This window comes from Halomonas sp. H2, assembly GCF_050215315.1.
Taxonomy (GTDB): domain Bacteria; phylum Pseudomonadota; class Gammaproteobacteria; order Pseudomonadales; family Halomonadaceae; genus Vreelandella.
The window spans coordinates 1945539-1957932 of record NZ_CP189760.1; the positions used below are offsets into that span (position 1 = coordinate 1945539).

At 53.5% G+C, this 12394-nt stretch carries 9 protein-coding genes; 8 read left to right on the forward strand and 1 reads right to left on the reverse strand.

What is annotated here, in order from left to right; all coding sequences use genetic code 11:
• Nucleotides 1–2 precede the first annotated feature (2 nt).
• Genes ACQE2I_RS09020 through ACQE2I_RS09045 form a run of 6 tightly spaced genes read left to right on the forward strand, consistent with a single transcriptional unit; the run spans nt 3 to nt 9407 of the window.
• The gene (locus ACQE2I_RS09020) at nt 3–1295 is read left to right on the forward strand and encodes a nucleotide sugar dehydrogenase (protein WP_427031318.1); all 1293 of its coding nucleotides are present in this window, start codon (nt 3–5) and stop codon (nt 1293–1295) included.
• 9 nt (nt 1296–1304) lie between these two features.
• Nucleotides 1305–2138 (forward strand): hypothetical protein, encoded by an 834-nt coding sequence (locus ACQE2I_RS09025; RefSeq protein WP_427031320.1) that lies wholly within the window; start codon nt 1305–1307, stop codon nt 2136–2138.
• A 59-nt stretch (nt 2139–2197) separates the two neighbouring features.
• Nucleotides 2198–4051, forward strand: coding sequence for an autotransporter assembly complex protein TamA (tamA, locus tag ACQE2I_RS09030; protein ID WP_427031321.1), 1854 nt, complete (start codon nt 2198–2200; stop codon nt 4049–4051).
• Between the two features lie 9 nt (nt 4052–4060).
• The gene (tamB, locus tag ACQE2I_RS09035) at nt 4061–8182 is read left to right on the forward strand and encodes an autotransporter assembly complex protein TamB (protein ID WP_427031322.1); all 4122 of its coding nucleotides are present in this window, start codon (nt 4061–4063) and stop codon (nt 8180–8182) included.
• A gap of 11 nt (nt 8183–8193) precedes the next feature.
• The gene (gene msrA / locus ACQE2I_RS09040; protein ID WP_427031324.1) at nt 8194–8838 is read left to right on the forward strand and encodes a peptide-methionine (S)-S-oxide reductase MsrA; all 645 of its coding nucleotides are present in this window, start codon (nt 8194–8196) and stop codon (nt 8836–8838) included.
• Between the two features lie 41 nt (nt 8839–8879).
• Nucleotides 8880–9407 (forward strand): c-type cytochrome, encoded by a 528-nt coding sequence (locus tag ACQE2I_RS09045; RefSeq protein ID WP_427031325.1) that lies wholly within the window; start codon nt 8880–8882, stop codon nt 9405–9407.
• A gap of 26 nt (nt 9408–9433) precedes the next feature.
• Here ACQE2I_RS09045 and can read toward each other — a convergent pair whose 3' ends face one another.
• The gene (gene can / locus ACQE2I_RS09050) at nt 9434–10081 is read right to left on the reverse strand and encodes a carbonate dehydratase (RefSeq protein ID WP_427031326.1); all 648 of its coding nucleotides are present in this window, start codon (nt 10079–10081) and stop codon (nt 9434–9436) included.
• A 184-nt stretch (nt 10082–10265) separates the two neighbouring features.
• Here can and gorA point away from each other — a divergent pair, with 184 nt between their 5' ends.
• Nucleotides 10266–11648 (forward strand): glutathione-disulfide reductase, encoded by a 1383-nt coding sequence (gene gorA / locus ACQE2I_RS09055; RefSeq protein WP_427031327.1) that lies wholly within the window; start codon nt 10266–10268, stop codon nt 11646–11648.
• A 154-nt stretch (nt 11649–11802) separates the two neighbouring features.
• Nucleotides 11803–12381: a diaminobutyrate acetyltransferase gene (gene ectA, locus ACQE2I_RS09060; protein ID WP_427031328.1), complete on the forward strand. Its 579-nt coding sequence runs from the start codon at nt 11803–11805 to the stop codon at nt 12379–12381.
• The last annotated feature ends 13 nt before the right edge of the window (nt 12382–12394 follow it).

Here is a 12394-nt window from a genome sequence, read left to right on the forward strand (position 1 = left end):
GCATGCGGGTGTTACTTCACGGTAGCGAATTAAGTGCGGCCACGGCAGCTGCAGCGTTGGCTTGGGTAGGTCATCAGGTACAGTGGTTACCCCATTCAGACTCGCCCTGGTCAACGCTTTCTCAAGTGGGCTGGTTACGCAGCGAGCCCCAGCTAATGGCGCATCTTGAGCAGGGCATGGCAGATGGCACGCTGACGGTGATTGAGCAGTTAGCGGATGCCGTGCCTCCTGAAGTGATCTGGCTGGCGTTATCACCGGGTCAACGTAGCTCGGCCAGTACACTGCTTGAAGATCCTCTGTTGGCTGATCAGCACGGTATTGTGCTGATCAATAACTCTACCTTTCCGGTAGGTGAGACTGAGCGTTTACACACCGTGATGGGGGCTCAGCACACTAGCGTGGCACTGCCCGATACGCTGGAGGAAGGCCGTGCCTGGGACTCTTTTACTCGCCCCACCAGGCGGCTATTGGGCTGCGATGATGCGACTGGCGAGCAGGTGATCCGGGAGCTTTTACGCGCCTTTAATCGGCGCAGCGAAGTATTTCAGTGCATGCCAAGACGCGCGGCAGAGCTCACCAAGCTGGCGATTAACGGGATGCTGGCCACACGCATTAGTTATATGAATGAAATTGCCGGTTTGGCTGATACCCTAGGGGTCGATGTTGAGCACGTTCGTCAGGGGATGGGCGCCGATTCACGTATTGGTTTTGAATACCTCTACCCAGGCTGTGGTTTTGGTGGGCCTAACTTCTCCCGAGACTTGATGCGCTTGGCGGATGTGCAACTGCAAAGCGGGCGTTATTCAGCGCTGCTTGAGCAGGTAATGGATATTAACGAGCACAAAAAAGAGACCCTGTTTCGCAAGCTATGGTCTCACTTTGCAGGCGAGTTGGCGGGTAAAACCGTGGCGATTTGGGGCGCCGCATTTAAACCGGGCACTGCCCGCATTGACCAAGCCCCCGTTTTAACATTGTTAGAAGCGCTTTGGGCGCAGGGTGTTAAGGTGCAGCTGCATGATCCGGCGGCAGTACCCGCGTTGCATGCTTTGGTAGGCGAGCGGGAAGACCTGCGCACGTTTACCCATGACCCTTATCAAGCCTGTGAGGGGGCCGATGCACTGATGCTGGTGACGGAATGGAAGACCTATTGGAACCCCGACTGGCACCGACTTGGCTCGCTATTAAGCGCTAAACTCGTTTTGGACGGACGCAATATTTACGACCCCGAGTTTGTTGCCAGCTGTGGATTAATGTACCGAGGTATAGGCCGCCGTGCCGACCCGAAGACTCTTTGAGGAAATGTCATGCCAGACGCCACCGGATCCTCTCGCATTGTACCCGATGTGGATCAAAGCTTGACGGCGCAACATTTGCGTCATCGAAAAGGGCCGACGCTATGGCCTTTATGGCTATGCTTGCTATTAATTATTGTCCTGTTAGGCGCGGCGGCGGCTGGACTGTGGTACGAACGTGAGCGACTTTTAAATGAACTGCACCGGGTCAGCGGCGAAGTGTCCAATGTTCACGCTCGCTTGGATTCGGGCGACACTGACGTACAAGATGTGATAACCTTTGTACAAGCTCAAATGTCAACCCTGTTCCAAGAACAAGAGCAGCTATCAATTTCGCTGAACGATACGCGAGCAGAGCTATATAGCTTGCTCACCATGAATGAAGACATGGCTTCCAGCGATTCGATAAATACCCTGCTGCAGCAACTAGCCCAATTCGAAGAGCAGGCGGAGTTGCGCGACAGCCAACTGCTAGCAATGCGTGAATCGCTTGATGCCTTGGAGCAAGCGGGGACATCGGGTCGGCAAAACCTTATCGAGGAAGTTGCCCACCTAGAGCAGCTGAACGGTCAGCGTCTATCCGCGCTGGATAACCAGGTAAACAATGTCAGCAGCGAGTGGGAGGAGCAGTTAGCCGCTCAACGAGACGCGATTGAGGCTCGTTTTGATGATCTGGAAGCCTCCTTGGCAGCGTCAATGGTAGATTTAGACACGCCGGCAGATCAACAAGCCCTGGAAACACTAGAGCAGGAGTGGTCGCAACGTCTCAATTCATTAGAAAGCGATGTGCGCCAAGTGCGCCAAGCACAGCTTGCCTTCAGTGCTCAGTTGGAAATGTTACGTTAACCGCTGCGTTGCAATGCTAAGGCGATGAAACCGCTGATTTAGGTTAGGACAAATTAAGTATGGGAACACAACGGCAAGGGATATTAGCCACGGGGCGCACATTTTTTGTAGCGCTTCCATTGTTATACGTAGCACAGGGAGCGTGGGCACTAGAGGCAACCATCGAAGGTGTTTCTGAGCGCGTTGAAAGCAACATCCAAGCCTATCTAGAGAACATTGATGCAGAGCAATACACCGAGGTGCGTTTAGAAGGTGAGATTCGCCGCCGCACTGAGGAAGCCATGCGGGTATATGGCTATTACGAGCCAGAAATAAGCTTAGAAAGTGTTAATGATGAACGCATACGACTTGTCATTGAGCCGGGGCCCCAGGTAGAAATTGAAATTCTGTCGATTAATGTGGAAGGTGACGCGAGCAGCGATCCGCCTTTTCAACAAGCCGTTGAAGACTTTCCTCTGAAAGAGGGCGATGCGCTAAGGCATGCGCCTTGGGACCGACTGCGCGGGCAATTTTCGGGTTTGGCGATTGAGCGTGGCTATTTTGATTCGGGCTTTACCGACCGGCGTATGGAAGTGCGTCCATACTTGCAAAGTGCGCGTTTATATATGGATTTCGACAGCGGGCCGCGCTACAAATTTGGTGAAACCTTAATCACCGGCAGTCATATTGCAATCGATCGGTTAAGGAACATGCAGCCATTTGAGGCGGGTGAGCCTTATTTGGCCGAGACGCTGGCAGAGTATAATCAACGCCTCGCGGAAACCCGTTGGTTCAGCTCTGTTTCAGTTCGTCCACGTCTTGAAACCGCTCAAGAATTGACTATCGCACCTCCCGGTGGCGGTGATGCTTGGTGGAGCGAAGCAACAGCCTCTCAGCCGGAGCGCGCCCGTCTAAGCAGCGCTGCTTTGGCTAGCGCGTTAAGTATTAACAAACCCAACGATACCCGACTGCCTATTGACGTCAGTGTCGAGCCTGCCGATCGTCATCAGTTTGAAGTGGGTATTGGTTACGCTACCGATGTCGGCCCGCGGCTACGCTTTGGCTGGGAGCAGCCATGGATCAATCGCTATGGCCATAGCCTTGACCATGATCTCTATATTTCCGCCCCCGAGCAGCGTTTTACCGGGGTATATAACGTCCCCCTTGAAGACCCCCTTCGCGATAGCTACCGGCTTCAATACGGTGTCCGCAATATCGACGATAGCGATACCCAGTCGTTAGAGGCCACCGTCGAAGTAGCGCGGCGCTGGGAGTTTGATAACGACTGGGTTCAATCGATCTATTTTCGCACTACTTATGAGGACTTTGAACAGGGCGGTGAAGCCGATCAGGTATGGCTTTTCTATCCGGGCATTCAGTGGTCACGCACGCGCACACGCCCTCAGCGTTTCCCTTTATGGGGTGACCGCCAACAGCTCTCGTTAGAGTACTCGGATACTGTGTGGGGCTCTGATGCCCAATTCGCTCGAATGACAGGGGATACCGAATGGATACGCACAATCGGCGATGATAATCGCTTCTTGGCGCGTATTAGTGTGGGTGCAATCGAAACCGATGATTTTGCTAAGCTGCCGCCATCGCTACGCTTTTTTGCCGGCGGTGACCGCAGTGTACGTGGCTACTCCTATGAAAGCCTTTCACCGCGCAATGAAGAGGGGCGTTTGCGTGGTGGGCAACAAATGCTCACCTCAACCCTTGAGTATCAGCGCCGCGTCACCGGCGATTGGTGGGGGGCTACATTTGTCGATAACGGTGATGCCTTTGACAACTGGGGGCCGGATGATCTGAAAACCGGCGCTGGGGTCGGTGTGCGCTGGGTCTCACCCGTAGGCCCTATTCGCTTTGACATTGCCCATCCCTTTGACCATGAAGACCCATGGCGTTTGCACTTTTCCATCGGACCGGAATTTTAGGAGAGCGATTTGTCTCAGGTTGAACCATCTGCGTCTGATAAGCGGCACAAATTGTCTGCTAAACATCGCGCTTGGCTGTTCATTTGGAGCTTTATACGCCTCGTGATCGTAGTGCCTATTTGGCTGTTTGGGATTGTGGCGTTAATCGTCGGGGTGGCGTTGTCGCCCTGGGGCACCGGCGTGTTGCTATCGCAAGGCGAACAACGCGATTTTTTCGCCTATTCACATCATGAGGGCGGCTTACTTGATCATTTTCAGCTCGAAGATTTTCAGCTGGAACTGGGAGCAACCCGCATTGCCGTCGATGAGTTTGAATTGCAGTGGGCAGATGACTGCGTGCTTTCCGGGCGGTTATGTATCGACACCCTCAGAGTGGTGGGTGCCGATATCCGGTTAGCGCCATCGAGTGAGCAGGCGCCACCGCCGGAAGATAATGGCGCACCGTTGGCTATCCATTTTCCTTTCCCGATCGAGTTACGCGCGTTGCTACTTGACGATGTCAGCCTGCGGTTTGCCAATGGTACCGAGCTTGAGTGGCAATCGTTAAGCTCAGCGGTAGTCGCCGAAGGTAATGAAGTACGCCTAGCGCCAACGCATTTAGAGCAGCCTCGGGTCTATTTGCCACCCTCGGCAGGCGTGTTGCTAACCCAAGGCGTTGAAACGCCGCTTTATGCCGAGGCCATTGACAGCGCTCTATTACTTAATCAGCCCCAAGACCCGTCTCAAGAACAATCTCAAGAACAATCTCAAGAAGAGGCGGTGCTCGCAGCGGAGTCACCTGAAGAACAACTTGAAGCCCGCGAACGCTTGGAACTACCCGATATCACGCTGCCAGTGGATATTCAGTTGCCTGAATTTACGCTCAATGATTTCCGCCTGGAAGGGGCCACTGAGTATCGCGTTGAGCGTCTGCAATTCGGACTTCTCACCCAGGACAGTGACGTTGAGGTTACCAAATTTGTCTTGGTTACGCCGGATGCGCAGGCGGAGTTAGCCGCAAGTGCCACGCTAACTGACAACTATCCGCTTGAAGCGCGTTTAAACATTGAGCTTTTCTTGCCAGAGCTGATGCCTGACTTTTTTCAGCAGCAGAGTAACGAAACGTTTGAGTTAACGCTTTCGGGCTCTCTGGATGCACTCGAAGCGCAGCTAAATGCGACGGGCCCGCTCAACGCGTCTTTGCGTGGCCAAGTAGACGCACTAGCCCCTACGCTGCCTTTTCAACTGAATGTACAAAGTGACCAAGTACAGTGGCCGCTACCGGCCAATACACCAGAAAATGAAGGCGAGAGTGCCGAACAGAGCAGTTCAGAACAGGGCGATTCCCCCTACGTGATCGATGATCTGGATTTACAGCTAACGGGGAATCTCAGCGATTATCGCGCCCAGCTCGCCATGGCTGTTGAAGGGCCCAGCTTGCCGCGCATGCAAATAGACCTAACTGGCGAAGGGGGGCTGGAGCAATTTAGCTGGCAACCGCTCACCTTAGCGGTGGGCGAAAGCTCGCTGCGCAGCGAAGGTAGTATTAACTGGCTAACACCGCTACAGGTCAATACTCGCATTCGCTTGGATCAGTTTAATCCTGCGCATTTTGTTGAACAGCTGGACGGCAATTTAAATGGCGATATTGAGCTAGCCATCTCGCAAATACAGGCCCAGGAACAGGGGCAACAAGGGGACCAATGGGCGATTAGCGTGCCCAACTTAGCCATTGACGGTGAATTACACGAATACCCGTTAACGCTACAGGCGGCGTTTGATGCTAACAGTAATCTGGAAGTGGATATTGATGAGCTGCTGTTCACCCAAGGGGATAATCGCGTAGAGGCAACCGGACAAATCAGTGAGCAAGCCATGTCGCTGAATGCGGATATTGCCCTGCGCCAGCTGCAAACCTTATCGCCCGATTTGGCAGGCACTATTGTTGGCACGCTAGAAGCCAGCGGTAGCTTTAATCAGCCGCAGTTGATCGCTGATCTGCAGGGCAATGGCGTGCGCTTTGCCGAAAACCGTGTCGAGCAGCTCAGCTTAGAGGCCAATGTTGAGGGTGTCGACGACCCCACTCTCGATGTTCAACTGGCCCTACAAAACGTTAATGCGGGCGGTCAGTCACTTTCCACCCTGCAAGCCAACCTCGCAGGGCGGCTCTCTCAGCATCGGCTTGAGGTTAACGCCCAGGGGGCTGAAAACAACGTACTAAGTCGTGCATTGCTTGCCCTTGATGGCCGTTTTAACCAGCAGAGTCAGCTCTATCAGGCGCAAGTCACGCCGCTGGAAGTCGACTCTGAGGCGGGCAATATTCGTCTCGAAGCGCCGTTGGACCTGCGCTACAACATGGCCAATGGCCAAGCGCGCTTGTCGCCTTTCTGCTTGCGGCGTGAAGAGGGTGGTCTGGTCTGTTCAGCAGAGGAGATCAATGCCTCGGCGCAACAGGGCAATGCGGTGCTCACGGTACGTGAAGTGCCCATGGAGATGCTGGAGCCCTTCTTGCCGGAAGAGTGGCAGTTAGAGGGTGACACAACCGCGGATCTCGCCACTAACTGGCGCAATGGAGGGGCTCAGTGGCAGGCCAATCTGCAAATCTTAAGCGAGCTGGCGATTACCGCGGTCAATGACTTTGGCCAACCCGTAGCGCTTCCTGAGATTAGTTTAGACGCTCAGATAGAGGCTAACCAAGCGCAGGCGGATGCTAATGTCGCGCTCTCCCTGGCTGAGGCGGGCAATTTAAACCTCAATCTATCGGTTAACGACCCCATCGGCGTAGGAGAATTAAGCGGCGAGCTGCGCGCAGAGGGTGTTTCCCTTGAGCCCTATCGGCCTATGGTGGTAGGTATGGATCGACTAGAGGGTGATCTCACCGGCAGCGTTCAGATTAGTGGCACGACAACGCAACCAGATTTGCAAGGCCAGCTTGGTCTGCGTGGTATCAGTGTCAATGGCCCTGATATCCCTGTCGATGTTCAGGATGGAGAGCTTGTTGTTGCTTTTGATGGCGAGCAGGGTGATATCGCTGGATTTCTAGCAGCGGAGCGCGGGCGTTTAGACATAACTGGTGACGCCTACTGGCCAAGTGGTGGCGATTGGCGGATCGGGGTTGATCTCAATGCTGTTCAAGAGCCCATTTTGATTGCATTGCCGCAGTTTGGTCGCCTGGAAGCGGCGCCAGATATCCGCGTCCGCGTGACGCCGGAGCGGCTGCAAGTCAGAGGCGATGTCAGCCTACCCTGGGCACGGCTTGAAATTGGTGACATGGGCTCCTCGGCTGTCTCACCCAGCGGCGATGAGATCATTATTACCGAGCGCGATGATCGCCAGGCCGAAATAGAGGCCCAGCGAGCAGCTGCCAGCGGTGATGATCCCAGTGCCGCGGATGAACTGGCTGCTACCGGAATGGAGCTTGATGTGCTGGTGACGTTGACGCTAGGCAGCGATATGCAGATCTCGGCTTACGGCCTGGAGTCTGGATTGGGAGGAGCGCTTGAAATTCGCCAAAGCGGCGGAGCGTTGCAGCTGTTTGGTGATGTGAACCTAGTAGACGGGCGTTTTAAGGCATTTGGACAAGACCTGGTCATTCGCCGCGGTGGGCTACTGTTCAGCGGGCCGCCGGGGCTGCCTACTCTCGACTTCGAAGCCATCCGTAACCCGGACGTTACCGAAGATGAGGTGATCGCGGGCCTACGGGTAACAGGTAGTGCCGAAGAACCTAATGTGCTGATCTTTTCTGAACCAGCAATGGATGAGTCGCGCGCTTTATCTTACCTATTGCGCGGCCGTGCACCTGATGCTTCCGGCGGCGTTGACAGCGCGCTGACAACTGCTTTGATCGGCATGTCGTTAGGGCGTACTGGCGGCGCGGTTGGCTCGATTGGTGAAGCCTTCGGCATAGACGATTTAACGCTGGATACTGCCGGTGCGGGCGACGACAGCCAAGTCGCCGTAAGCGGGCAACTGACAGACGATCTGCGGATTAGCTATGGCGTGGGAATTTTCTCGCCAATCGCAGAACTAACTTTACGCTATACGCTATGGCGTAACCTCTATGTTCAGGCCGTGTCGGGTACCAGCCAAGCGGTAGATCTAATCTATACGTTCACCCTTCCAGGTGATCCTGAAATCATCCAACAGCAATAGGTGAGGACGATATGTCACTGTTTTCGAATACAGTTTCAAGTTCTGTTTCAAGTGCAGGTCGTGTACTGCCTGGGCGAGACAAGCCTATTCAGACAAGCGATGTCCACACTATAAACGGTCATTCGCTGCATCCACCGTTCCCCAGTGGTCATGAAGAAATTGTCTTGGCGATGGGCTGCTTCTGGGGCGTTGAGCGTTTGTTTTGGCAGTTACCGGGAGTTTATGTCACCGCGGCAGGTTATGCCGGTGGCGAAACGCCTAATCCAACCTATGACGAGACCTGCACTGGGCGTACGGGTCACACCGAAGCGGTGCGTGTGGTTTACGACCCGCAGCAAGTGGATATTGACACCTTGTTGCAGATATTTTGGGAGCAACACGACCCAACTCAAGGAAACCGTCAGGGTAACGATATCGGCTCGCAGTATCGCTCAGCGATTTTTACCACCACGGAGGCCCAGCAAGCGGCCACCGAGCAGAGCGCAGCAGGGTTTCAGCAGGCGCTCGACAAAGCGGGGAAAGGGCGTATCACTACCGAAATTAAACCGTTAGAAACGTTTTATTATGCTGAGGCATACCATCAGCAGTACCTTGATAAAAACCCTGGTGGTTACTGTGGGCTAAAAGGCACCGGCGTTACCTGCCCAATCGGCTAAAAGCATATTGCTACTCGGCTACTTCTCGATAGGAAGACACTATGCAGCAGCGTTATTACTCAAACAGGGCTTTCCTACGCATCGCTATAGGCACCGCCTTGGTGGTGCTATGTACGCCGCTTACTTGGGCTGAAGAGGAGGCGGATAGTACTCTGGCAATGCCTGAAGCCCTCAGTGATACGCGCTTCATAAGCGAACGCGAAGCAGTGGTATGGCGCCGTGAAGAGCTCAAAGATATTGAAAGCCTGGTGCGGCAACTGCGTTTTGACTTAGTCAACAATCAAGACACCGAGGCTGCTGCTCCACGACTCGCTGAGCTTCAAGAGCGCGCCACGGCAAGTAACCTGCTTTCCGCTTTTATAGCAGGCACCCATGGCGGAGGTTCCGAGGCGCGGGCTTCTATTTGGGAAGAGTGGAATGACTTCTCCGCGGGTTTTACCGACCTTGAGGATAAAGTGACTACCTTGGTTAACGCAGCAGAGCAAGATGACCCGCGTAACACTGCACGTGCACTTTCAGAGGTCGGTGCAAGCTGTAAAAGCTGTCATCGTGCCTACCGCTACGACTAGCCAAGCGGCAGGCGTCAAGAGGGCGCTTAGTCGCCTTTGTGGATACGGTCAATGCGGTAGAGTGTCTCTACCTGCTCTAAGCCGGTAATGGTGCAGTTCAGATCTTTGACGCGGCCATCGCTTAAACCGTAGACCCAGCCATGTACCGAGATGTGCTGGCCTCGCTGCCAAGCGCGCTGCAAAATCTTGGTACGGCACAAACTATTGACCTGAGCCTTGACGTTAAGCTCACACATGCGGTCAATTTGCTCTTCCAGCGGCAAATGATCCAGCGAGTCGCGATGACGATTGTACTGCTCGCGTACTGAATGCAGCCAATAATCGACCACGCCGCATTCGCCTCCCATCATGGCGGCCTTAATGCCCCCGCAACCATAGTGACCAACAATCATGATATGGCTGACGTTAAGGACATCCACCGCGAATTGAACCACCGAGAGGGCATTCATATCGGTATGGTGAAGCAGGTTGGCGACGTTACGATGGACGAAAACCTCTCCTGGCGGGAGAGCGATAATTTGATTCGCAGGCACTCGGCTGTCGGAGCAGCCAATCCATAAATAATCCGGATTTTGCTGGTTCGAGAGGCGTTTAAAGTAATCGGGGTCTTCTTCGCACATGCGCTCAGCCCAGGCGCGGTTGTTATCCAGTAGCGTCGCAATAGGGTCAGACATACAGTCTCCAGCAAGGTTAAATAGAGTTAAGTCGCTGATTGAAGTGCGGAATATCAAATTCTAGTAAGTATAAAGCATTGAGCAGTATAAAATAGCAACAGATGGTTTTAACCCCCTAAGGGTCAGCTCAACAACTTTACTTAGCCGTTAGGCGTAATGAATATTAGTCCCATAGGAGCAAATGATGTCAGACGTTTTTGAATACGAATATGACTTATTGGTCATCGGCGCAGGCTCTGGTGGCGTGCGCGCCGCGCGCATGGCAGCGGCGTCTGGTGCTAATGTAGCGATTGCTGAAGACCGCTACTTAGGTGGTACCTGCGTTAACGTTGGCTGCGTGCCTAAAAAACTTTATTCCTACGCGGCTCATTTTCATGACAGCTTTGACGATGCCGCTGGTTTTGGTTGGCAGCTACCCAGCCCTGCCAGCTTTGATTGGGCAACACTGCGCGACAATAAAATCAGTGAAATAAAGCGCCTAAACGGTATTTATCAGCGCTTGTTAGAAGGCGCCGGGGTAACGCTATTCAATGCACGAGCTAAATTGGTAGACGCACACACGGTCAAATTAACGAGTGAGCAGGGGGAAGTGACGGTGACCGCGCATAAAATTGTGCTTGCCACTGGCGGATGGCCTTGGGTTCCCGAATTTCCCGGTAGTGAATACGCCCTGGACTCAAATCAGATTTTTGATTTAGATACCTTCCCCAAGCGGTTTCTGGTATTAGGTGGCGGTTATATTGCTGTTGAATTCTCCAGCATTTTTAACGGGCTGGGCAGTGAGACTCACCTTATCTACCGTGGCGAGCTATTCTTGAAAGGCTTTGATCAACAGGTACGCGAATTCACCTGTGCTGAAATGAAAAGAAAGGGCGTTAATTTACACTTCAGCACTAACATCGAGCGCATTGAGCCCAGTCAAGGTGCCTACAACGTTCATCTTACCAACGGCGATGTGTTTGAAGTCGATGTGGTACTGGCAGCGACAGGGCGTAGAGCCAATATCGAAGATTTAGGCCTTAATTCGCTCGGGTTGAGTGTAGATGAGACAGGTAAAATCCCCGTCAATGAGCGTTTTGAAACAGCGCTCCCGTCAGTTTTAGCGCTAGGCGACTTAATCGCTGGGCCTGAACTAACGCCCGTCGCGCTGGCAGAGGCGATGCAGCTGGTCGACTACCATTTCACGGATACAGCCCCTCAGCCGTTAGATTACACAACGATCCCAACCGCAGTTTTTTGCCACCCCAATATTGGTACCGTCGGCCTCTCCGAAGAAGAGGCCCGGGAAAAGTTCACTCATATTCGCGTCTATAGCACCGACTTTCGTGCCATGAAGCACACGCTGTCGGGTAGCCAAGAGCGCACCTTAATGAAACTGGTGGTAGACGATGCGACGGATGTAGTGGTGGGCGCCCATATGGTCGGTGAGGAGGCAGGTGAAGTTATCCAGGGAATCGCCATCGCCGTGCGGGCGGGTCTGACTAAGCACGATTTTGACCGTACCGTGGGTATTCATCCTACTGGGGCAGAGGAGTTCGTCACAATGCGTACGCTCACGCGCAGTTAAATTCATCGCTTTGTATGAAGAAGCATGGCATTTTACATGCCGCCGTCTCATAACAAATAATTATGGAAAGCAGGGTGGTGAATAATACGATTTTTGAATTACTAATAATCAGCTGTTATAATAGCCCTCAAATTCGCTACAGCGAAGCATAAATATGAGTACGCCGACGCAACCTTTTACCCCCTCTGCTGACCTTGCCCGACCAACGGTCGCTGATGCTGTGGTGGGGCATGCCGGAACCCCACTTTATATTCGTAAACCCAATGCGGATGATGGCTGGGGAGTGTATGAGCTTATCAAAGCGTGCCCTCCGCTGGATGTAAATTCCGCCTATGCTTATCTGCTACTCGCCACTCAGTTTCGCGATACCTGCGCAGTCGCTACCAATGAAGAAGGGGAAGTCGTGGGTTTTGTCTCTGGTTACGTTAAGGACAATGCCCCCGACACCTACTTTTTATGGCAAGTAGCCGTGGGTGAAAAAGCACGCGGCACAGGGCTAGCGCGCCGCTTGGTCGAGGCAATTATGTCGCGCCCCGAACTTGACGATGTGCATCATCTTGAAACCACCATCACGCCTGACAATCTAGCCTCTTGGGGCTTGTTTCGTCGTTTGGCGGCGCGCTGGCATGCGCCGCTCAATAGCCGCGAATACTTCTCTACCGAACAGCTCGGAGGAGAGCATGATCCGGAAAACCTGGTGCGTATTGGCCCGTTCCAAACCGACCACATCTAATACGTGGTTTTGC

Coding starts and splice junctions, on each gene's coding strand:
- ACQE2I_RS09020 (WP_427031318.1), top strand. CDS start 3: ATGCGGGTGTTACTTCACGGTAGCGAATTAAGTGCGGCCACGGCAGCT.
- ACQE2I_RS09025 (WP_427031320.1), top strand. CDS start 1,305: ATGCCAGACGCCACCGGATCCTCTCGCATTGTACCCGATGTGGATCAA.
- tamA (WP_427031321.1), top strand. CDS start 2,198: ATGGGAACACAACGGCAAGGGATATTAGCCACGGGGCGCACATTTTTT.
- msrA (WP_427031324.1), top strand. CDS start 8,194: ATGTCACTGTTTTCGAATACAGTTTCAAGTTCTGTTTCAAGTGCAGGT.
- ACQE2I_RS09045 (WP_427031325.1), top strand. CDS start 8,880: ATGCAGCAGCGTTATTACTCAAACAGGGCTTTCCTACGCATCGCTATA.
- can (WP_427031326.1), bottom strand. CDS start 10,081: ATGTCTGACCCTATTGCGACGCTACTGGATAACAACCGCGCCTGGGCT.
- gorA (WP_427031327.1), top strand. CDS start 10,266: ATGTCAGACGTTTTTGAATACGAATATGACTTATTGGTCATCGGCGCA.
- ectA (WP_427031328.1), top strand. CDS start 11,803: ATGAGTACGCCGACGCAACCTTTTACCCCCTCTGCTGACCTTGCCCGA.